General features: G+C 43.7%; 17 protein-coding genes. 5 read left to right on the forward strand and 12 right to left on the reverse strand.

Going from position 1 to position 22,569, the window contains the following annotated elements:
* Window positions 1–35: 35 nt before the first annotated feature.
* The 10 genes from ACYTXU_RS08935 to ACYTXU_RS08980 all read right to left on the reverse strand — a co-directional run bounded on the left by ACYTXU_RS08935 (window position 36) and on the right by ACYTXU_RS08980 (window position 14,968).
* Window positions 36–278: a hypothetical protein gene (locus ACYTXU_RS08935; protein WP_462206341.1), complete on the reverse strand. Its 243-nt coding sequence runs from the start codon at window positions 276–278 to the stop codon at window positions 36–38.
* 180 nt (window positions 279–458) lie between these two features.
* A complete protein-coding gene (locus tag ACYTXU_RS08940) occupies window positions 459–5,297 on the reverse strand; it encodes an NAD-glutamate dehydrogenase (RefSeq protein ID WP_462206342.1) in 4,839 nt (1,612 codons plus the stop codon).
* Window positions 5,298–5,453: 156 nt separating this feature from the next.
* Window positions 5,454–7,802 carry an efflux RND transporter permease subunit gene (locus tag ACYTXU_RS08945; RefSeq protein ID WP_462206344.1) on the reverse strand — a complete coding sequence of 783 codons (2,349 nt, stop codon included), beginning with the start codon at window positions 7,800–7,802 and terminating at the stop codon, window positions 5,454–5,456.
* 32 nt (window positions 7,803–7,834) lie between these two features.
* Complete coding sequence (locus ACYTXU_RS08950) at window positions 7,835–8,842, reverse strand: WD40/YVTN/BNR-like repeat-containing protein (RefSeq protein WP_462206345.1); 1,008 nt, start codon at window positions 8,840–8,842, stop codon at window positions 7,835–7,837.
* An 80-nt stretch (window positions 8,843–8,922) separates the two neighbouring features.
* Window positions 8,923–10,305 (reverse strand): DUF1329 domain-containing protein, encoded by a 1,383-nt coding sequence (locus tag ACYTXU_RS08955; RefSeq protein ID WP_462206346.1) that lies wholly within the window; start codon window positions 10,303–10,305, stop codon window positions 8,923–8,925.
* A gap of 19 nt (window positions 10,306–10,324) precedes the next feature.
* Window positions 10,325–12,262: a DUF1302 domain-containing protein gene (locus tag ACYTXU_RS08960; RefSeq protein ID WP_462206347.1), complete on the reverse strand. Its 1,938-nt coding sequence runs from the start codon at window positions 12,260–12,262 to the stop codon at window positions 10,325–10,327.
* A 313-nt stretch (window positions 12,263–12,575) separates the two neighbouring features.
* A complete protein-coding gene (locus ACYTXU_RS08965) occupies window positions 12,576–12,755 on the reverse strand; it encodes a hypothetical protein (RefSeq protein ID WP_462206348.1) in 180 nt (59 codons plus the stop codon).
* 35 nt (window positions 12,756–12,790) lie between these two features.
* Window positions 12,791–13,747: a hypothetical protein gene (locus ACYTXU_RS08970; protein WP_462206349.1), complete on the reverse strand. Its 957-nt coding sequence runs from the start codon at window positions 13,745–13,747 to the stop codon at window positions 12,791–12,793.
* A complete protein-coding gene (locus tag ACYTXU_RS08975) occupies window positions 13,744–14,601 on the reverse strand; it encodes an ABC transporter ATP-binding protein (RefSeq protein ID WP_462206350.1) in 858 nt (285 codons plus the stop codon). The genes ACYTXU_RS08970 and ACYTXU_RS08975 overlap by 4 nt, the downstream gene beginning before the upstream one ends.
* Window positions 14,594–14,968 carry a GntR family transcriptional regulator gene (locus ACYTXU_RS08980; protein ID WP_462206351.1) on the reverse strand — a complete coding sequence of 125 codons (375 nt, stop codon included), beginning with the start codon at window positions 14,966–14,968 and terminating at the stop codon, window positions 14,594–14,596. Before ACYTXU_RS08980 ends, ACYTXU_RS08975 begins: the two co-directional genes overlap by 8 nt.
* Before the next feature lie 219 nt (window positions 14,969–15,187).
* Between ACYTXU_RS08980 and ACYTXU_RS08985 the strand changes: the two genes are divergently transcribed.
* From ACYTXU_RS08985 to ACYTXU_RS08995, 3 genes are all read left to right on the forward strand, one after another.
* Entirely contained in the window at window positions 15,188–16,204 is a 1,017-nt protein-coding gene (locus ACYTXU_RS08985; protein ID WP_462206352.1) for a YeiH family protein, read from the forward strand.
* A gap of 25 nt (window positions 16,205–16,229) precedes the next feature.
* Window positions 16,230–17,132, forward strand: a complete 903-nt coding sequence (gene nudC / locus ACYTXU_RS08990) for an NAD(+) diphosphatase (protein ID WP_462206353.1) — start codon at window positions 16,230–16,232, stop codon at window positions 17,130–17,132.
* A gap of 232 nt (window positions 17,133–17,364) precedes the next feature.
* A complete protein-coding gene (locus ACYTXU_RS08995; RefSeq protein WP_462206354.1) occupies window positions 17,365–17,724 on the forward strand; it encodes a hypothetical protein in 360 nt (119 codons plus the stop codon).
* A 44-nt stretch (window positions 17,725–17,768) separates the two neighbouring features.
* Here ACYTXU_RS08995 and epmA read toward each other — a convergent pair whose 3' ends face one another.
* Both epmA and efp read right to left on the reverse strand, forming a co-directional pair.
* Entirely contained in the window at window positions 17,769–18,722 is a 954-nt protein-coding gene (gene epmA, locus ACYTXU_RS09000; protein ID WP_462206355.1) for an EF-P lysine aminoacylase EpmA, read from the reverse strand.
* A gap of 272 nt (window positions 18,723–18,994) precedes the next feature.
* Window positions 18,995–19,558, reverse strand: a complete 564-nt coding sequence (efp, locus tag ACYTXU_RS09005; protein ID WP_462206357.1) for an elongation factor P — start codon at window positions 19,556–19,558, stop codon at window positions 18,995–18,997.
* 26 nt (window positions 19,559–19,584) lie between these two features.
* Here efp and epmB point away from each other — a divergent pair, with 26 nt between their 5' ends.
* Window positions 19,585–20,649, forward strand: a complete 1,065-nt coding sequence (epmB, locus tag ACYTXU_RS09010) for an EF-P beta-lysylation protein EpmB (protein ID WP_462206358.1) — start codon at window positions 19,585–19,587, stop codon at window positions 20,647–20,649.
* Window positions 20,650–20,744: 95 nt separating this feature from the next.
* Entirely contained in the window at window positions 20,745–22,517 is a 1,773-nt protein-coding gene (locus tag ACYTXU_RS09015; RefSeq protein WP_462206359.1) for a hypothetical protein, read from the forward strand.
* Window positions 22,518–22,569: the final 52 nt, after the last annotated feature.

Here is a 22,569-nt window from a genome sequence, read left to right on the forward strand (position 1 = left end):
TGGCAGTCTTGGGTATAGCAGTCTCTGGAGAAAGCCTACGGCTGGTGCTGATATTTCACCATATCTAAAAAACCGCGATCCTGACGTCTTTCAGCAATAACTAAATTGTCCTCAACCTCAAGATCTTGCTTAATCGTTTCATCAATCTGCTTCTGATCGATAGGCTCTTGTTTAACATAGGTTTCTTTGTCTTTTGACTGATAATTCCAAAAGGCCTCAAATTCCTTTGCAAAACGGGCCGGTTCTTTAAGCTCTTCTGATAATACTAATGTACACATGGCTTTTTCCTCTTTGTTTATTTGACGATTCCATTACACCACTTAATTCTGAAAGCCATATGAGTCAATTATGACGAATTATGGCAATTACTATTTTTTTACACATTAACCTCTAAAACTTAGCTCGATACTTTGAGTAAAAAAATACCCAGCCTAAGCTGGGTATTAACACTTAAAAGACTATTTAATGAGACGATGACTTCGTTGCACCAAAATCTGTAATTCACGAAGAGCAACAGAGAACTTAGAGAACTCATGGGTACTGCTCTGTCTGAAGTCAGTCACCATCTCTTGCCAACGAGAAAGCAGATCATCATGCTCAGCCAAAAAGTGCTTAATCCTGGTATCCGCAGACTTATACTTGTTGGTCAAAGGCAAAACCGCTTCAATCAGGTTGCGTTGCTGATAATCTAGCTCTTCTCTGAAAGCCGAACGTGCAAACGCCTGCCAATGATTCAATACAGGTTGGGCAATGATTTGGGTTAAGAACCAGTGCAGGTTAATTTCCGCACCAAGTTTGTAGTAGACTTCAGCAACCAGAAGAATCGGTAAATCATATTGTTTTGCCAATTCAATGATATCCATGGCTGAGAACATGGTGCTCAATAAAGAAACCTGACGTGCCAGCTTCTCAGGAACTCCCTGAGCGATCAGCTGTTGGGCTTCTTTTTCAATGCCTTGTGCCTCTTTAGCTTCCAGTGTCTTATGAACATTACGCTGTAGCTCGACAACGCCATCACGGAAATATTCTACCACCTCAGCTATGGATTGATCCTTGCGACGATTACGCACGAACCAGCGAGTTGCCCGTCGAACAATTCGACGCGCCTGAAACATCATCTGGATCTGCACGTTGGCAGGAACCTTGTTATCCAGCGCTTCAATACTGCTCCACAGTCCTTGCATGTCGAAAGTTTCTTTCGCCATTGCATAGCATTGAGCCACTTCACCAATATTCGCACCCACTTCATCAATAACGCGGAAAGCAAAATTGGTACCCATCAGGTTAACCATTTCATTGGCAACACTCATGGCAATAATTTCATTGCGCAGTGGATGCTTGGCCATAACATTTGCATACTTGGTACGCAAAGGTTTTGGGAAATACTCAATCAGGTAACGCTCAAAATACTTTTCATCGCTGACTTCAGGAATGCGCAGTGAATCTTTCAGCTGCATTTTTCCGTAGGCAAGCAATACTGATAGCTCTGCTCTTGTTAACCCTTGTCCTTTCGACTCACGCTCAAGCATTTCTTCATCAGTGGGTAGATACTCTAGCTCACGGTCAAGCTGAACATCTTTTTCAAGCGCGTGAATAAAGCGCAGATGCTCTTTAACCATGCTCGGCGCACGAGACTCAGTAATACTGATCGATTGGATTTGACGATAATTATCTTCAATGACGATCTGAGACACTTCATCGGTCATTTTTGCCAACAAGGTATTGCGTTGCTTTTCGGTCAAGCTGTTCTCAGCCATCACGCCATTAAGAAGAATCTTAATATTGACCTCATTATCGGAGCAATTCACACCACCTGCATTATCAATAAAGTCGGTGTTCGCACGACCACCATTCAGCATATACTCAATTCGGCCAAGCTGCGTACAACCTAAATTACCACCCTCGCCGATTACTCGGGCTTTCATCTCAGAACCGTTAACACGAAGACTATCATTGGCTCTGTCACCAACTTCAGCGTGTGTTTCCTTAGAGGATTTCACATAGGTGCCAATACCACCATTCCAGAATAAATCAACTTTCATTTTTAAGGCAGCATGGATAAACTCATTCGGTGATAATGCCTTAGCTTTAACCCCCAGCATTTCTTGTATTTCCGGGGTCAAACTAATTGATTTAGCACTTCGCTCAAAGACTCCACCACCCTTAGAAATCAGGGATGAGTTATAGTCATTCCAGCCCGAACGAGGTAAGTTGAACAAACGTTGACGCTCTTTATACGAAGCTGCCGCATCTGGATTAGGATCTACAAAAATATGCATATGGTTAAAGGCAACCTGCAGGCGAATATGCTTGGACAACAACATACCATTACCGAACACATCACCCGACATATCGCCGCAGCCTACTACCGTAAAATCTTCGCTCTGGCAATTAATACCCATTTCACGGAAGTTACGTTTTACTGATTCCCAGGCCCCTTTCGCGGTAATACCCATAGCTTTATGGTCATAACCATTACTACCGCCTGAAGCAAATGCATCACCTAGCCAGTGGCCATATTCAAGCGAAATACCATTAGCTATATCAGAAAAAGTTGCTGTTCCCTTGTCTGCTGCGACAACTAAATAAGGATCTGGCTCATCGTGAATCACAACATCTTTCGGATGAACCAGCTTGTCAGAAACATAGTTATCGGTGATATCAAGCAAAGCACGAATAAAGGTTTTATAACACTCAACACCTTCAGCAAAGAATGCATCACGACCTCCCGTCGCAGGTAATTGTTTACAGACAAAGCCACCTTTAGCACCCACCGGCACAATCACAGAGTTTTTAACTTGTTGTGCTTTGACCAGACCCAATACCTCGGTACGGAAATCTTCACGACGATCTGACCAGCGCAAACCGCCACGGGCAACTTTTCCGCCACGCAAGTGAACACCTTCAACGCGAGGCGAATAAACAAAGATTTCAAACATCGGTACTGGCTTTGGAATACCGGTGATCAAGGCAGGCTTTAACTTAAAGGAAATATAGCTTTTGTCTTTACCGTCTTCGGTTTTCTGATAGAAGTTAGTACGCAAGGTTGCATCAATTACTTCAAGGTACTTATTAACAATTTTATCTTGGTCAAGGTTGCTGACCTGCTCAAAAATTTTACGCAATTCGCGCTTGTGACTATTGTATTTACGCTCATTAAATTCTTGTTCTGGACTAAAACGCAATTCAAATAGCTCTACTAAGCCATGTGCAATATTAGGATATTGCGACAAGGTTTGTTCAATGTAGGTCTGACTAAAAGTAAAACCAATTTGCCACATGTATTTAGCATAAGCACGCAACATGGCAACTTGACGCCAATTCAATCCAGTAGCAATGATTAAGCGATTAAAGCCATCTTTTTCAGCCTGATTAGTCCAGGCTTTAGCAAAAGCGGTCTGAAAGTTATCGCGGATTGCTTCGACATCTATTTCCTGATGATGACGGACGCTGAAGTCCATGATCCAGATAGTACCCAGCGCTTCTGATGAAACTTTATAGGGTGTTTCATCAATAACGGTCAGCCCCATATTTTCTAAAAGAGGCAACACTTCCGATAATGGGATAGGTTGCTCACGATTAAACAGCTTAAAGCGCAACAACCCACCTTCAATCTGCTTCTTATAGAGCAGCATATCGAATGGTCTGCCTTCGTTCAGACGTTCAATATGTTTGATATCTGCTATTGCTGACAATACGCTTTGTTGGTTTTGATAACCGGGTGAAAATGCCGTTGCATATTTCTTGTGTAACTTGATCGCTTCCGATGGCTCATAATGATGCTCAATGGTATCCATTAACACATCTTCCCAGCTCAAAGCAGCTTCTTGCAGATCAGCTTGGAGCTTTTGTAAGTCATACTCAATCGCTTCGGCATTCTCTACTGGAACACGGAAATGTGTTCGTACCAAATTTGATTCTGAGAAATGCGTATTAAACTCGGTCTCACCTTTGCTGCCGAAGGCATCAGACAGTATTTCCGTCATGCGAAGGCGCACTTTGGTATTGTAGGTATCTCTAGGTACGAAACACAAGACCGAAAAGTATCGTCCGAAAGGATCGCGGCGCACGAAAGCTCTAACCTGGCGGCGCTCCTGAATGTGCAGAATCCCCATCGCTACATTCAATAGCTTCAATGTTGGGATCTGGAATAACTCATCTCTTGGATAGGTTTCTAAAATATTTTTTAACGCTTTATAATCATGGCCGCCTTCCTTTAAGCCTGACTCAGCCAAGACATTATGAATTTTCTTACGCAATACCGGAATAAATTGCGGGTCCATGTTATAGGCCGCAGAAGTAAACAAACCGAAGAAGCGATATTCACCAACCACTTCACCCTTATTGTTAAAGCGCTTAATTCCAATATAATCAATATGGCTTGGACGGTGCACTGATGATACGGTGCTTGTCTTGGTTAAAACCAAGATATGCTCATTGGATAACGCCAGTTTCTGTGCACCTTTAGGGGACTGCGACAAGCGATACTGAATATGCTTTGTTTCATCAGCTAAAGTACCCAGTCCGCTATCCTTGACTGACTTTAAAACCAAATCATCTTTAGTCTTTTTCAAGTCATAAGTGCGAGAGCCCATCAAAACAAAATGATTGGCTTTCACCCAGCGTAAGAAATCTAATGCCTCGTCAATCCTATCTTTACGCAGCGGTGGCGGAGTTGTTTCCAGCTCATTTATAATAGCTCCCAGCCTGTCTCGCATCGGCTGCCAATCACGAACCGTGGCTCTAACATCCGCTAAAATTCGCAATAAATCTGACTCCACCTGTTTAATGGTTTCATCGTCCAGCTGTTTATCAATTTCGAGATACATCGGCGTTTCGATGTTGCTACTATCAACACAGTCACCGTCAACGCAGAGATTTAAAGATTTAACTTTGCCCTGCTTATCCCGTAATACTTCTATCGGAACATGGATATGCAAGTGGACATCAATTCCATGCCGATTCAGTTCCATTCGAATTGAATCCACCAGAAATGGCATGTCAGCGTGATTCAGCTCAATAATGGTATGTTTCGTTTTCCAACGATTCTCATCCGTTGTTGGATTATGGACACGCAATTTACAGGTGCCATCAAAATCCTGAATGAACTGCCACAGACTGAATATTGAATTGTAAATTTGCTCAGGAGTGCGCTCGCTGAACTCATCTTCAGAGACACTGTTATAAATAATTTCAGCAAATTGTTTTATGAGGTTGGATTGACGTTTTGGTGCTTTTTGTTCGATCAACTGCTTCACGTCGTTTAGCAGCTTGGGAGAAGTGTTTGAACTGGCCATTATCCTTTCCAAATACGCTTGAAATAGGTGAAAAAAATCGAAAATAAATTGAGTCAATTCTAGGCCATTTGAAACAAAAATGGCACCTAAATTTTACTTTAGATGCCATTATTTCCAACTGGTACGCCCTGTTAGCGTACTAATATTTTTTTAATATCAGCGGCGGTATAACAAAGCTGCTAATGCTGGTAGTAGGATAATTGCGCCTAACATGTTCACTAAGAACATGAACGTCAGCATTATGCCCATATCTGCCTGGAACTGCAGATCAGACATCAGCCAGGTACTAACACCAATAGCCAGCGTTAGACCGGTAAATAATACAGCGTTACCTGTCAGCTTGAGAGTCTCAAAATAGGCATCGGCCACACTCATTCCAGAACGAATAAATCCCACCATTCTTGAGAAGATGTAAATACCATAATCAACACCAATACCAACCCCCAGAGCAATTACCGGTAAAGTAGCAACGGTCAGACCGATTTCCAGCCAGGTCATTAGTGCTTGCGCCAGGAATGACACCACCACCAGCGGCAGAATCACACAAATAGTGCCGCGCACAGAACGGAAACTGATTAAGCACAACAGTGTTACGGCCAAATATACCCATATCATCATCGGTATCTGTGCTTCGGAAACCGCTTCATTAGTCGCAGCCATCACACCAACCGGACCCGTTGCCAAAAGATACTCAACTTCCTCATGAGCTTTATTAGCACGGAAATCTTTGACCTCTGCAATCAGTCGCTCAATTGTCTCAGCTTTATGATCATCAAGGAAAATCATTACTGGCATGATGCTGCAATTGGAGTTCAATAAACCGGTACCGGTTTCAACGCGACTAATTGACTGAACCAGTACAGCCTCATCTTTTGGTAAAACTTTCCACTTCAAGTTGCCCTCACTCAGCATGCCATTCACCACCTTGGCTACCTGCGGCAAACTGATAGTAGACTGGACACCTTTAACGTTGTTCATTTCCCATTGGAATTGATCAATGTTATTCATGATATCGAAGTATGTGCAACCATCCGGCTTTGTCTTTGCCAGAACATAAATTACATCAGTACCTATGGCATAGGTTTCGGTAATGTATTTATTATCCAGGTTATAGGTCGAATCCTGTTTTAAAGCTGGTGCTCCAGCTTGTAAATCACCTATCTTCATATTCAGGGACTGCCAATAGCCTAAGATTCCTAATAGCAGACCGACCACAATGACAATAGTTGATACAGGCTTACGGGCAAATCCAGCAATGATTTTCCACCACTTTTCACGAGCCTGTTCACGCTTACGAACGCCCTGAACAAACTTATCCGAGAAATGGGTATAGGATAATAGCAGTGGTAACAACAACAAATTGGTCAGAATAAGTACTGCAACACCAATACTGGCGGTGACCGCTAACTCGCGAATAATATCAATCTCAATCAGCTGCAGTGTTAAAAAGCCTACCGTGTCACTGATCAAAGCAATACCACCCGGGACGATCAAGGCGGCACAAGCCGCAATCGCAGCATTGTGAGTTTTCATGCCGTGGGCAACATTATGCTGCACACCATTGATCATCTGCACGCCATGGCTGACACCGATGGCAAAAATCAGGAATGGCACCAGAATCGACATAGGATCTATGCCGTAGCCCATAGCTGTGAGCAGGCCTAGTTGCCATACCACCGCAATAATCGATGTTAAAATTGGCAGCAAAGTCAATTTAAGAGAGCGGGAGTACCAATAGACCAGCAGCGCCGTGATAGCCAAAGCGATCAGAAAGAAAACAATCACACCACCTGCTGCGTCACTGACATCACCAATCATTTTAGAGAAGCCTATGATATGAACTTCAATGTTTGGGTATTTCGATTCAATGTCGGTACGAATCTGCTCTAAATCATGGGCCACACGGACAAAGTCAGTCTGTACCATCTGATCGCCGTTTTGTCCTGCTGACTGATCGTCTATAGGGTTATATTCGGATAGCAACTGTGCCGAAACCATTGCCGACTCGAACTCATTGGAGACTAATCGACCAACAATTCCTGCTTTTAGAATATTTTCACGAACCTGGTTTAGCGCACGCTCAGAACCATCAAACCGTGCAGGAATGACAGGGCCACCTTCAAGCCCCTGCTCGCTCGCTTCAATGTATCGTATATTGGGAGTAAATAGAGATTCTACCTGAGGTTGATTAACCCCTGAAATACCGGCCACTCTACCGGTTGTTTCATTTAAAGCTTCGAAGAAAGTGGCATTGAATATATCCCCACTCTTATCCTCCAGAGCCACCAGGACACGATTGGCTCCACCGAACTGTTCTTGATATTCAAGATACGTTTGCATGTACTCATGCTTTAGCGGAATATTTTTTTCGAAGCTCGCATCTACTCGCAATTGTGTAACGAAGTACGCCATGATCACTGTAAATACGGCAAACAAACTAATCCATAACGTTCGCTTGGAGAAAAAAATCTTTGAAACTAATGTTTCTAATTTGTTTTTTGTCATTCTGAATAACCTTTAACGAATACTATGGCTAATTACTCTTGTGATAGGCTTAAACGCTCAACGCCACCATCACCAACAACAATTACTGTCTCATCATCAATAGCTACAACTGCAGTACGGCCTTTCAAGTCTTTCCGCTTTTTGATATCAGTCGATGTCAATGTTTTATAAACCAGCACACCACCAGTACCCACCAGTACCCAGCGATTAGAGTCTAAAATGGCTAAATCGTGGAAGCCTGAGGCTGTACTTAGGAACTGCCCCTGCCATGATTGCCCCTGATCTTTTGAAATGTAGAGGTTGCCTCGAAGGCCATAGACATAAAGATAACCGTTATCATCTACCTGGATACCAAAAAAAGAGCCATCGTAAGGAGTTTCCAGCTTCTGCCATGTTTCACCACCATCGCGAGTTTCAGCAACTAACGCCGAGCTGGTTTCAAAACCATCGTCATCGATACCTTCAATATATTTCTCGCCGGCAATAACCCAGTAATCTTCAGTCACTTTCTTAAAGGAATAAAAGTGGCTGAAATAGCCATAATAATCTGCTAAACCTTCAATTTCTCGAGACTCCCAGGACTCACCGCCGTCCGCTGACTCAAGGTATAAACCATACGAACCTACCGCTATAATTAAGTCGCTGTTAATAAATTGCACATCAAATAATGCTGGTTGTTCGTAAGACTCTTCCTGATGACTTAACTGCCAACTTTCACCACCATCGTTAGTCAGCAAAACTGTTTGGCTGAAGCCAACAGCAATACCACGCTTGTCATCCAGAAAATCTACCGCTGTCAACTGCTCACGTGTCGGCACTGGCACTTGTCGCCACTCAATCCCTTCATCATCTGATAAAAGAATATGACCTCGCTCCCCTACCGTCACTAAGCGCCCTGATGGCAGTTTCTCAATATCCAATAATAATGACTTTGTTGCTTTATCAGCGATTAATGCGGGTTTAGCTTCCAAGCACGAAGAAGCAAAAGCTCCGATGATAAACAGCACCAAAGGGAATGCATACTTAATGATTGCTTTCATACAGAACTGAATTCTCTGGTTATTATAAACATGTAATAATAAAAAAAGCGGCCGAAGGAACGGCCGCTTGGACTGTCAAACTAGCGTCGACCGGCGCGACGTAATGCTGAAGGAGTAAAGTGTGACCCACTAAATTCAGCATTGAAGTTATACATATTCTCCTGGTTGTCTAAACCAATAACCAGGTAGCGACCGGATGGAAGATCGTAATATGCTTCAAGAGTCGACCACAACGTTGGTACATCGTAGTAGTTAATCAAGTATGCTTGAGCAACACGCCATAATTCACCACGCTCGTCATACATCTCTTCTGCAGCAATCTGCCAGCTATCCTCATCAATATAGAAAACGCGCTTCTTGTATTGATGACGGGTGTCCTCTTTCAAGTTAGCTTCCAATACCCATACACGGTGTTTCTCATAACGTACCAAGTCAGAGTTAATAACTCCTGGCTTGATGATTTCATCATAAGTAACTTCATCCGAGTGCAGTTTATAACTGTTGTATGGGATATAGATTTCTTTCTTGCCTTTAATCGTCCAGTTGTAACGATCGGGAGCACCGTTGAACATATCAAAATCATCGGTGGTACGCAGACCATCAGAAGCTGTGCCTGGAGCATCATAAGCAACATTAGGAGCACGACGCACACGACGCTGACCCGTGTTATAAGTCCATGCTTTACGAGGTTCCTTAACCTGATCCATCGTTTCGTGAACCAACAATGCTGTACCAGCCAAACGTGCCGGTGCAGTTACGTTTTGACGGAAAAGGAACAGAACGTTACCCTCTTCCAGCTTCTCTGGAGTCATATCAGGCTCGTTATAGATATGGTGAAGCTCATCTCTAAGCTTAACCAACACATAACTACCGTCTGGTAATGGCGCAGCCTGACCGACTTCACGCTCAACAGAAACGCCACGATAACGGGTAATTGAATTCCAGATTAGCTGTAAACCATTTTCCGGAAATGGGAACGGAACACCAATTGCAGCCCCTTTAATACCGTTACCTTCTTGTATCAACTCTGCACGACTAGCATTCGCTTTTACTGCATCTAGCACATGTTGAGGATACGAGGCACTACGGCGAGTTGGGTAAATGTGCATCTTGAAGCGATCTGGATAGGCTTTAAATAAAGCCACTTGACCATCCGTCAAATGCTCTCTGTACTGCTGAAAATTTGATGCATCAATTGTAAACAGCTTTTCATCGTCTGCGAATGGGTTAGGGTGATGATCACCTTCCTGATAACCTTCTGGAATCATGTCTTCTGTGATACCACCAGTCCAGGCAGGGATCGAGCCGTCTTCATTACCTGCTCGAATCGAACCCATGGGTGTATAGACATCTCCGCCTAATTGCGCAGCCTTTTCTGCTGAAACTTTAGCCGATGCAACGCCCGAGCATACTGCCGAAACGACTGCACCTGCCAATAACCATTTATTCATCATTTTAGCCATATCTTATACAACCCTTTTATTAAAACGAATAACTCAATGCTAGAGAGACATGATCCCGGTCTGAAATCAGGTTTGCAGAACCGCCACCGAAGTAGCTGTTATAAGCAAAATCCCACTTCCAAGCACTTAGGGTACTTAAACTTACGCCTGCTGACAGCGACTTACGACCTTCCAGGAAGTTCGAAATTGGAGCTGGGGTGTTACCACTCACATCATGCTGGAAAACGATACGTGGAGACATGTTCCAACCACTAAAGATGTTATTGTAGTCCCAGCGCATTGCCATGCGATAACCCCATGAGAACTCATCAGCGAAACCATTTTGAGTCGTGCCCTCACACTCGGTATAGACTCTTTGATTGGTTACCGGATGATTAAAGCCACAAGGAGAAGTGCCCGTAGGATCTATTCCAAATAAGCCGTCAATTGTGCCATTTCCGTTATAGTCAACAGCTCGATCAGGGTTGCCAGAGCGGAAAGTACCTTCAGCTTCGAAACGTAATTCGTCCTGACTAGGCATATCCAAAATCTGGTTGGCACCAACTTCCACCAAGAAAGCAGTTTGGTCTGAGCCAAAGACCGGCCCCAATAATGAAGTAATGGTCATCTGTGCCTGAACAGTATCCAGCAAACGATAACCTGAAATTTCTTCACCTAAACCAACACCGTTAGCAACTTGACTCGTACCGCTTGGGATCTGGCCAATAGGCTCAAGTGTCGCAAATAACAATTCAACGTCATCGACCTGTAATGGCTCATCGATACGATAGGAAACTTCACCAGCAACTGATAAACCACCATCGGTTGCAGTATTGAAACTCATACCAACCATTTGAATATCTTCAGGGTATTCAAGGAAGCCCGTTACGACCCCACTGGAATTGGCCGCATTAGCAGAAATGATTGGGCGACGACTATGATAATTCATGTAGTAGAAGCCTAGTTCAGTACCATAATCTGTAAAGTATCCTAATTTGACACCAAACTGACCTTCATCATCAGCAAAACGAGTTTTCTCTCTTAAAGCCACTGTACCAGGCTGGCCTTCAGAATATTGAGCAAAACCCAGATGTACTTCATAGCCTTTAAGACCCAAGAAATCTCGAGTTGAGAAATAAGTGCCTGGCTCATCAAACTTTACTTCTTCAAATTCGAATTGGTAGAAGGCTTCCATATTCCAGTTCATGCTTAAGTCTAACGAAGTCCAGATCATACTAGTAGGAATGAAGGCTTCTTTTAGCTCAGCACCTGGATTTCTTAATACTCTTAAGTCAACAGGGTTGGCTTCCGACAAGCTGTGCTGGATAAAGGTACTTTCACCCCAACTAACCACCTGCTCACCCAAGCGAACCTGCATAACGTTACCGTTATCGAATTCAAAGGTTTTCCAGACGTATACATCAAGCATACGAGCATCATAACCCTGTTCAGTTCTAGCCGTGTTGTACTCACCGCCATAACCACCAGCTGGGTAGCTGTCCAAATTACGGAAAGGAAGTTCTGTATCCATCAAAATACGATCGTAGTACCAAAGGCCACGAGCAAATAAACCTTGGTCACCATCTTTATGGCGCATATCCAGTTCATGGACACCTTTGATGACTTGCGAGAAAAAATCGCCTTGATCAAAATTCAAGTTACCGTCATCGGAGTTATTCGACCATGCACCGGGAGGAGCGGTAAAAGTGCCGTTAACACCTGTACCGTATAAATTAGAGATTGGTTGTCCGGTTTCTAGTTCATAAAGGTTGGCCTTACCGACTAGATTACGATCACGTTCTTCAACACGAACGCCGACACCCACAGATAATGTGGTATCAAAGTTGACGTCGTAATTTTCAGTATCCCAATTAACTGCCTGGCTACTAGCTGCAGATACAGCTAAGGCAACGCCGGCTGCAATCTTAGATAAGCGCGTCATTGGAGAGTTGTTATGGTTTAACCCTGTATTTTTCATACAATTCCTTCCCCCATCGATAGGAATTAACTGTTTGCTATAAACAAAAGTAAACGGAAGACGGTAAGACGTCATACCACTTATAAATCGCATACTATCAATAATTTCTACTTATAAGCAAGCAATATAACGATGCTTATTTGTCAAGATTTTTTGCAGGTGCTTTGAAGAGTAGTAGCGCCATTTTGTATAAGAAACAGCCAGTTTACAGGTTTCAGAGAATGAAATGATTCGATTCTGTCTGATATTTAACCAGCAATGGCGCTTGAGGCATGATGTGATAAAGCAAGGGCTGATTTCCAGCCCCTGTTTTCTATTTAAATAAGTTCTTGATGCTTAACTGGATCTTGTTCACTGTTTCCAGAGAGTTGAGTACCTCAATCTCTGGTACTGAGTGATTCCATTGAATGGCAATAATCGTCAACAGTGCTCCAACTCCAATATATAAGCACACTCGACTTAACCATTGAGTACTGCGTTTATTGTAAACCATGATCTTTCTCCTTTAAATACAACCGAGATGAGGGCTTAAAGCGCCTCGTCTCGGTAGCGACGAATCATAATAGCGCCGACCACTAAAATTGCTCCAAACGCTAATCCGAACCACAAATCCATATCCATTAGATGCTCACCAAAACTCAAAGGAAGCCAATCCTCTTCAATAAATTCCGAAACATCTTCATCAATAACATCACTGAAATCACCGGCGATTTTACCGACAGGGGTGATGTAAGCACTCCATATCATCACAAAGCGCTCGCCAATATAGGAAACTACGTAAGCTGTGTTTGTTACGATACTTTCAGCAATAATGACTAATATTACTGGCACTGTTGCTACCAGGAATGGCACCTTCTTCGTCCAGCTTGAAACCAGCAATAAATATCCAATAATCGGTGCAGCCCATAGAGTAGCAACATACAGCGCTTGTAACTGATAGAACGCAATCACAAACAGATTCGATGGCTGCCAGATGTTATGCCAGGCGCTGGCGTCTGATATCCAGGCAAAAATGGTGCCTAAAATCATGATAGCGATAGAGGTCAACTGTAATATCACCCAGACAAACAAGGGGGCAACCACCATAACCGTGACCACTTTTGAAAGCACAGTCATGCTGTCTGATACAGGCATCGACTTCCAGAATAAAATGCTGCGGTCTTTACGGTCATCGTACAGTGCGCCTAAACAGTAGAAGAAGCCTACAATAGCCAGCACAATACCAAAGCCGGTAATTAGCGTATAGAGCCCCATTTGCACACCAATTTCTTTAACGCGTGTGTCAACGCTGACGTCATACAGCTTGAATAAACTGGTCAGGTCATGACTGCCGACACCATTGATCTGCACGTTACTGGCGCTAAATACAAAGACCCCAAGGAAGACAGCGAATACTGCAATACCGCCAATAATCATCGGCACCCATTGCAAACCGGTTTTATTCTCCCAATACTCTCTTTTCAATAAGGTTAGAAACGTTTTCATGCGGCCTCTCCTTTCATCTTGGCAACAAACAGATCGGCTACGCTCGGCTTGCGAACCTTACCTAACTCTTGAAGTTGCTCCTTAGCGACGCCGTTGAATAGACATACCTTTTGTCCAAAGACTTCCCTGACATTCATTGGCTTCATCGCTAAGGCAGCTTCCTCAAACTCCTTCTCAACCATGACTTCAAAATACGAGTCTGCTATCGCGTCCATCGAGTCATCCAGCACAATCTTTCCATCCTGGATAAAAATGAGGTCACTCAAAATGTGCTCAATTTCTTCGACCTGATGCGTAGTTATTATTATGGTTCGATTATCGTCAAAATAATCGTTTAGCAGTTGCTCGTAAAATGACTTGCGGAACAGGATATCCAGTCCTAATGTTGGTTCATCCAGAATCAACAGGTCCGCATCAATCGCCATAATTAAGGCCAGGTGCAATTGCACCACCATTCCTTTGGATAAGGCCTTAACCCGGCTATTCCTTTTTATTTTTGTTTGTTCCAAGTACTTCTCACACAGCTCACGACTAAAGCGAGGGTGTACCCCCTCTACAAAGTCGATGGCCTGACTTACTTTAATCCAGCGAGGTAATACAGCCACATCAGCAATAAAACAAACGCGCTGCATTAACTCATCGCGCTGTTTATGCGGATCGAGACCGAAAATATTAAGCTCACCTTCGAAGGGTGTTAATCCCAACACTGATTTTAGTAATGTTGTTTTTCCCGCACCATTTGGGCCGATTAAACCCAAAATACGTCCTGGCGCTAGTTCAAAGCTGACATTATCCAATGCTTTGAAACTGCCATATCTTTTATTGAGTCCTTTTGCTTCAAGGATATTACTCATGATCGCTCTCCTCGTCCTTTGTGCGCTTGAACAACTCATCCAATGAGATTTGTAAACGCTCAATCTTTTGTAATAATGCAGGCCATTCCACAGTTAAAAACTGCTCACGCTCTTGCTTCAATAACTTTTCTTTCGCACCTTCTGTTACGAACATGCCTAATCCCCTTCGTTTTTCTGCTAATTCACTTTCCACCAATAATTGATACGCCTTGGATACGGTTATCGGGTTCAGCTTATACTCCGCTGAAATGTTCCGAACCGAGGGCAAGGCATCACCTTCCTGCAGGCTGCCATCGAGGATCATATTCAAGACCCTGTCGCGCAGTTGCAGGTAAATTGGCTGTGTGTCGTCCCAATGTATTTGCATATTTAGCTACCTGTTGGCAGTTACCTTCTGTTGTTTTGAATACAAACCTATCAAAATCAACATCTTAACCTAGCAGAACAACAACTCTTTACCATCAGTGTTCTGCTGACATGGTGTTATACTAAGATATAACACCGACTCTGTAAAACACTTTTTTAGTTTTTTTCATAAAAAGGCTGTAACAAAGTGTGTAAAAGATAACCATATTAAAGAAAGCTAATGAACTTCAAAGCAAAGGCCTGTAAACTCCCAAGCTTAGTTTTTCAGTTAATTATCAACGTGCAACCAGTCAAAATATTCCCATTTACGCCAGCTAATATTGTGCTTTTAGTATTGAGCATTGCCTGTGTATTCAGCCTGCTCCCTGCCAGTTATGCACTGGCTGCCGGACTTATCTGGGGCTGGTTCTTTGCTGATCAGCAGTCCTTACCCCTTGCCAGCTGGGCCAGTCTGTTACTAAAAATCGCTATTGTGCTACTAGGCTTCAGTCTTCCCTTAACTGAGTTATGGGGGACCGCCAAAGACAGCTTCGTATTAACAGTAAGTGTTATTGCCGGGGCATTAATCTTAGGATTGTTGGTTGCGAAACTGTTTAAACTGGACAAGCAACAGGGCTGGCTGATCAGCTCTGGAACTGCAATTTGTGGCGGGAGCGCGATTGCTGCAGTGGGTTCATCGATCAAAGCCAGTAGCCATAACATGGTCATATCGCTGGCGATTGTATTTATCTTAAATGCGGTGGCTTTGTTTGTTTTTCCTGCGGTTGGTCATTGGCTGGAGCTCACACAGAGCCAGTTTGGCCTATGGGCTGCGCTAGGTATTCACGACACCAGTAGCGTAGTTGGTGCCGCTGCCGTCTATGGCGAAGAAGCACTCGAAGTCGCAACAACCACCAAACTATCACGGGCATTATGGATTATTCCTCTGGCTATCATTGCCTCTGTGTCGCAACATTCGGGCAAAATCAGATTCAGCCTGCCGCTGTTTATCGTATTTTTCTTGCTGGCTAGCTCTGTGAGTAGTTTTGTTATGTCACCTGAACTTATGACGCAAGTGGGCACTTACATCAAGCCAGCTTCAAAGAATCTGTTTGCATTGAGCCTGCTATGGATGGGCACCAGCCTGAATAAAGCTGCAATCAAGGCAATCCCCATTCGCTCAATGTTACTAGGCATCATTCTTTGGCTTGCGGTATCTATCAGCTCATTGTACGTTGTCATGCAATGGTACCCATAACCCAATAGCAGATTAAGAGAACATCATGTTTGCACTGCAATTTAATCAGCTGGATCGTCAGGCTGAACTTAGAATCAATCCCACTCAACTTCGCGAGCTCGCACAACAAGCAGACAGCAGTATCCTGCCAGTCCACCGTCAGCAATTGCTGACTCAAGATGAAAGTCTTCTGTGGCTAAACTGGAGCGAATTATCCGACACCGTTGAGGATATTCAAGACAAGCACTTAATCTATCTTGGTCAGGTTCAAGAGGCTGACCAGAATAAGCACTATTTCAGTTACCGGCTGACTGAACCAGATTATTTTATCAAGCAGTTTCCATCAGTCTCGCTGAAAGGCTTACGCGAGCTGTTACCCGTATTATCAGAAGCTGAATCATTTTTAGCCAACGTGGCAATTGGCATCGAACATTGGCACAACACCCACCAGTATTGTGGCTATTGTGGCCATGCCACCTACTCTAAATTGGCTGGTTTTGTCCGTCAATGCAGTAATCAGGAATGCGGCAAAGAGCATTATCCGCGAACCGATGCCGCTGTGATTTGCGCTATCACTTACCAGGACAAAATTTTATTGGGACGCCAGGCTCAATGGCCGGAGAATCGCTATTCGGTGATTGCGGGATTTGTCGAACCTGGAGAGAGTCTGGAGCAAGCGGTGGCACGCGAAGCTAACGAGGAAGCAGGACTAACCGTCATCAATATTCAGTATTTTGGTTCGCAACCCTGGCCCTTCCCTCAGTCACTAATGACCGGCTTTACCGCTGAAGCAACTCACCCTTCGATAGCGTTGAAAGATGATGAACTCGAACATGCAGCCTGGTTTACTCGTCGGCAAATCAATGAGTTAGTTGGCAGTGGCCAGCTTATCCTGCCATACAAATACTCCATATCTCGCACTTTGATCGAGCACTGGCGCAAAAGCTAAGTACCTGATAGTTCACCACTAAGCTGTTTCTAATTCTTATTTTTCGTATATTTTTTAAACAATTATTGACGAATAATCCTTTCTCAAGTACAAATAGAAGCAATCCTTATAACTATTGCTTATAAAAGCAGGTGGTAAGGAGATACAGGATGTTTAGGAAACTGCTAACACTTTTCTCAAGATTTCATTGGCTGAGAACAGGTTAGCCAGATTTAGGAAACAAGGAGTTCTTATGTCTAAGATCACAATTCTCGCCGGCGACTTTCCAAGTGGCAATGGTCATTTTTCATTTCGTAATTTTACCCTTCCCGGAGACAGTAACCACTACCTCTGCGAAACGGTTAACATCAATCAACTTGAGTCCTTCAACAAGATCAATAGAGATATGGTCACTATGTTGGGCGTCAGCGAACGCACTGAGCGAATGCTGGATGACCTAACACAAGATCAGGTATTGTTTATGGCTCGCTTGAAGGATAAAAGACGATTTGTCGGCTTAGCCGATAAACGAACTTTTGACAAAATGAATATGGCGAGACGAATCGAAGGCAATAAAAATCAACCGATGACTAAGGCGCCGTCCGCCGCGTAGACAATCTGTTGGTCGGTTAGTTGGTTAGTTGGTTAGTTGGTTAGTTAGGCTCGATCCCAGGGAAAAGCAATGACATCTTGAATATCCTTGGTATTGAGTTTGATCATCAATAAACGGTCGAGCCCTAAAGCCACGCCTGAACACTCAGGCAAGCCATGCTCCAATGCTGCAATAAAGCGTTGGTCGATGTCTATTTCCGGCAAACTGTTACTCTTGCGCCACAGGTTATCCGCTCTGAAGCGAGCCAATTGTTGCTCGCTATCAGCCAACTCATAAAAGCCATTGGCCAACTCGACACCTTCAATATACAGCTCAAAACGATGAGCAACTCGCGAATCTGTCTCTGAAATACGCGCTAAAGCGGCCTGGCTGGCTGGATAGTCGTAAATAAAGCAAACAGAGTTATCCCTTCCCAGCCGAGGTTCGATCTTATCTTCAAACAACAGGCTCAGAAAATCATCCCGCTCCAAATTCTCCGGAAGACTCCCCAGATTTGAACGAGCGAACCGCTCAAGCTCATCATTACTGATGGTTAGAGGGTCAATTTTAAGAAAATCAAGAAACACCTGCTGATAGGTTAAATCCTGTCGTTGCCTTGGTCCCAGCACCTCAGTAACCAGCTCAAAAACCTCATCCATCAGTTGGAAATGGTCAAAACCCAATCGATACCATTCCAGCATAGTGAACTCAGGGTTGTGCCTGTTGCCCACCTCATCCTGCCGAAACGCTTTGCATATCTGATAAATAGAGCCATAACCCGCCGCCAATAAACGCTTCATGGCGTATTCAGGTGAAGTTTGCAGAAAACTTTTTTCAGCGGAGAAACCAACATCAGCAGTCATCGAACGCATATAGCGGTCAGTCACCCCATGATGTGATAAGACTGGAGTGTCGACCTCCAATACTTCACGAGCTGCAAAAAAGCTACGAACAGTTGATAGCAACTGCGCGCGGGCTTTGAGGTTCTGTAGTGAAGCTGAAGGTTTCCAGTGGGTCATAGATTTGAGTCAAAGGTTAGCTCAATGATTGATGGGTTACGCTTTTCAAGCTAACCCATCCTATAAACAGACATTAGTATTTAATAAGGGCAGGCACATTGGCCTGCCCCTACCAACCTGCTAATGCAATACCCTTACTATCACCGGCACCTACCTAGCGCAGGGAAAATATTCTTAGGCGAGGCATCTGGCCTGTGAGGAAGCGCAGCTGGCAAGTAGCCAATGAGCATCTGAGCATGCCTGATAACAAAGCATAAGGATATTTTAACAAGCTAGGCGCGTGAAACGTAATCGCCAGTCCTAGTATCGACTTTCAACTTGTCGCCTATATTCACAAACAAAGGCACTTTGACTACTGCGCCTGTGTGCATGGTGGCTGGTTTTGAGCCGCCACCGGAGGTATCGCCACGCAATCCTGGGTCGGTGTCTGTCACTTCTAACACCACAAAATTGGGCGGTGTTACGTCAATTGGGTTACCGTTCCATAATGTGATTGAGCATTTATCTTGCTCGATCAGGTAAACGGCTTTGTCACCTACGGCATTTTTGTCGGCTGAAACTTGCTCAAAAGTGTTTGGATCCATGAAGTACCAGAACTCGCCATCGTTATAGAGGTATTCCATTTCGGTATCCATAACGTCTGCGGTTTCGATGCTTTCACCGGATTTAAAAGTTTTTTCGACGGTGCGGCCTGTTAGTAAGTATAATACTTTGGTCTTACTGAAGGCTTGACCTTTACCGGGACGGACGAATTGGTTGTCGACAACCGTACATGGTTCGCCGTCTAGCATTATTTTTGTACCATTACGTATGTCGTTGGTGGTAATTGTTCCCATGTGTTCCTCTGGATATCAATGAGTTTATGATTCAAAACCTGCAGATTCTACCGCGAAATGATTCATATTGGCAGGAGCGAGAGTGGAAAAAGTTGCTGTCACAGGCAATTTCTTCGCCTTTTGAGCTCTTGTCTCGATTAAACCTTGCCATAGATGATCTCCCTTACACGGTTTTGCCTGAGCATCAGTTCATACAGAAAGTGCCGGCGCCTTTTGTCGAATGTATGGAAAAAAACAATCCATATGATCCCCTGTTGCGACAGGTTTTGGCTGTAAGCGATGAAAACCAGGAGGTTGCCGGCTTTGTGCCCGATCCTCTACAAGAGCAACAATCTGAAGTGCCGGGGCTTCTGCATAAGTACCGTTCACGAGTTCTAGTCATGCTGTCCACCGCCTGTGCGATCAACTGTCGCTATTGTTTCCGCCGTGAATTTCCTTATCAGCAACACCAGACGGGGCGTCAAGGCTGGCAAGCCATCTTTGACTATTTAAATGCCCATCCTGAAATCAATGAAGTCATTCTGAGCGGTGGCGACCCTTTAGCAGTCAATGACTCTTATCTGAAGGACTTTATCCAGCAACTTGAACTCATACCGTCTGTGGTTCGACTACGCATTCACACGCGATTGCCTGTAGTTATTCCACAGCGGGTTACTCAAGGATTGATAGAGGCTCTGACCGAAAGCCGCTTACAAACTGTCATGGTCTTGCATATCAACCATCCCAATGAAATAGGTGAGCTTTTTGCTAAAGCAGCAAACAGATTGCATCAGAACGGCATTCATCTACTCAACCAAAGCGTTCTTTTAAAGAATATTAACGACAGTAGCATTACTTTAGCCGAACTTAGTGAGAAGCTGTTTGCTCATCATATACAACCCTACTACCTTCATCAGCTTGATAAAGTTAGTGGCACACACCACTTTGAAGTTAATGATTCTGAAGCAATTAAGATAATGCAGGAACTCAACAGTCTGTTAGCTGGCTTCCTAGTCCCTAAACTGGTTCGCGAAGAAGCAGGTAGAAGTAGTAAAACCCCTATTGATCTGGGCTTATTAGCTACAAATAATCAAAGACTTAGTAGTAAATAAAACTGGCGCTTGGTGCCCCTATTCGCTAATATAAAAGCAATCACTTCATTGAAAAATAAAAGCTAATTTGCCAGCACTAGGCTAAGGAGAAAGAAGTGGCCTTAACTCAAGGACAATTGGGGCTCACAGTCAGAGTCAGAAATGAAACCATGGTCGCTGATATACCAGCCAGCGTCAAAGCTGCTGAGTCTTGGCTGGAACAATTGCCAATTGCCGATATGGGTGAAACTGCTTCCAAGGTTTTTCATTACCTATACGATCTCAATCAGTCACCATTAGAGCCCAAAGAACGCTTGCAGATCCTTGAGGCCATTGTCCCAACCAGTAAAATGCTGATGGCTTCCCTGTCTGAAATTTATGTCCATAGTCCGCTGAAATATTCTCAAAAACTACAATCAGCCTCTGAACTAGTACATGCTTTAGCATCTGAGCTGGTTTTTGGTTTTAATGCCGTTATAGAGGATTTGAATCAAAATCCACAGTTACTAGAAAAATATAGCAAGACTATTTTACCTGCTGCTTGTGCTAATGCCTTACATTATCTTGGCCAAATTCAATTACAGCGCTACCAGCTATACAAATCAGTAGGTGGTAAAATCTGGCGTCAGCAGAATATTATTTTCAAGTTAGCAACTAATAATGACATTTTAGATCACAAGTTAAAAAAATCATCCACGCCATTAGTCAGTGTTAAAAAGCAACTGCTGATAAATCTGACCATGTCTATTTGCAATCCGTATCAAATGAAACATGGCGAGGCAAGCGCCATTTATGAAGCTATTCAAACGCTAGCGGATCACATTGAGCTATCACCGACTATAAACGATAAAACATTGTTTGCTTATCTGCCTGAGACTGAAATTCCTCCACAACCTGCCAATGCAATAGAGAGCGAGTCTCAGTTAAAGTACGGTATTGATTTAACGGAAGCTATCGGGCTGCTTGAGAACAGTATGCGAGAAAAAAGAGGTGGCTTCTTTGGACGCTTCAAAAAATCTGCAGAGCTTAAACTGGATGATGATTTAAAAGCATTGGTACTTGAAAGCTGGAATACCGTTAAAACTCGTAACTTTATCCGCATCAACTCTAATCAAACGACTCAGGTTGCTGTCGGCCTGGCAAGCTCTCATCATTTTATGGTTGAGCGCATGGGGCGAGCAGTTCATGAGCGCTTCTTCGGTCCATCCAAGAAAGCCGAACCGTTTCAGGTCGAATCACTGGAGTTGGAACAAGAAGAAAGCCAGCACGGGTTTGTCTGGAAACAATCGCGTCCACGTAGTATGGACATACAGGATAAACGAAAAACCGAAGATGCTTTTGCATCAATATACAAGCCTCGTACTTTTGATCAGCGGAAGCTTGAGAAGGAAAACCACCCTTATAAAGAATTTAAAACCCGTGTCAAATATCAGTGGATAAACGGCGTTGTTAAAGATGTCAGCCCTGCAGGTTTTTGTGTGGCATTTGAAAAAGCACCATCCCAATATGCCGAAACGAATGAACTGGTGACTGTAGTTAACTTTAAAAATGGTCAAGAAATGTACAACCTAGGGTTGATTCGCTGGAATCGTTGGCAGGGTCATGATGTGTTCCTGATCGGCGTGGAATTAATTTCACCCGAAGCAACCCCTATTCGTGCAACACTGGACTGGGATTACGCTAAGCCCGCTTATCACCACAATGGACTTCTGTTGCCCGAAATGCCAAATGCAGGCATTGATTCCAGCATCATTTTACCGCCTTTAGGCTATCGCTCCGGTCAAACAGTTGCCATCCTTACTCCCGAAGAGGAGTATAAAGTTGAATTAACACGTAAGGTGATTGAGACTGATAATTTCATCCAATTTCATTATCGCAAAAGACCATAACTCAATTAACAAAGAACTTGGGCAGCATCGTCGATTAATGTTAAATTTGTGC

Source organism: Kangiella sp. M94, assembly GCF_054926195.1.

Coding starts and splice junctions, on each gene's coding strand:
- ACYTXU_RS08970 (WP_462206349.1), bottom strand. CDS start 13,747: ATGAAAACGTTTCTAACCTTATTGAAAAGAGAGTATTGGGAGAATAAA.
- nudC (WP_462206353.1), top strand. CDS start 16,230: ATGTTTGCACTGCAATTTAATCAGCTGGATCGTCAGGCTGAACTTAGA.
- ACYTXU_RS08985 (WP_462206352.1), top strand. CDS start 15,188: ATGAACTTCAAAGCAAAGGCCTGTAAACTCCCAAGCTTAGTTTTTCAG.
- ACYTXU_RS08955 (WP_462206346.1), bottom strand. CDS start 10,305: ATGGCTAAAATGATGAATAAATGGTTATTGGCAGGTGCAGTCGTTTCG.
- ACYTXU_RS08980 (WP_462206351.1), bottom strand. CDS start 14,968: ATGCAAATACATTGGGACGACACACAGCCAATTTACCTGCAACTGCGC.
- ACYTXU_RS08965 (WP_462206348.1), bottom strand. CDS start 12,755: ATGGTTTACAATAAACGCAGTACTCAATGGTTAAGTCGAGTGTGCTTA.
- epmA (WP_462206355.1), bottom strand. CDS start 18,722: ATGACCCACTGGAAACCTTCAGCTTCACTACAGAACCTCAAAGCCCGC.
- ACYTXU_RS08945 (WP_462206344.1), bottom strand. CDS start 7,802: ATGACAAAAAACAAATTAGAAACATTAGTTTCAAAGATTTTTTTCTCC.
- ACYTXU_RS08975 (WP_462206350.1), bottom strand. CDS start 14,601: ATGAGTAATATCCTTGAAGCAAAAGGACTCAATAAAAGATATGGCAGT.
- epmB (WP_462206358.1), top strand. CDS start 19,585: ATGATTCAAAACCTGCAGATTCTACCGCGAAATGATTCATATTGGCAG.
- ACYTXU_RS08935 (WP_462206341.1), bottom strand. CDS start 278: ATGTGTACATTAGTATTATCAGAAGAGCTTAAAGAACCGGCCCGTTTT.
- efp (WP_462206357.1), bottom strand. CDS start 19,558: ATGGGAACAATTACCACCAACGACATACGTAATGGTACAAAAATAATG.
- ACYTXU_RS08995 (WP_462206354.1), top strand. CDS start 17,365: ATGTCTAAGATCACAATTCTCGCCGGCGACTTTCCAAGTGGCAATGGT.
- ACYTXU_RS08960 (WP_462206347.1), bottom strand. CDS start 12,262: ATGAAAAATACAGGGTTAAACCATAACAACTCTCCAATGACGCGCTTA.
- ACYTXU_RS08940 (WP_462206342.1), bottom strand. CDS start 5,297: ATGGCCAGTTCAAACACTTCTCCCAAGCTGCTAAACGACGTGAAGCAG.
- ACYTXU_RS08950 (WP_462206345.1), bottom strand. CDS start 8,842: ATGAAAGCAATCATTAAGTATGCATTCCCTTTGGTGCTGTTTATCATC.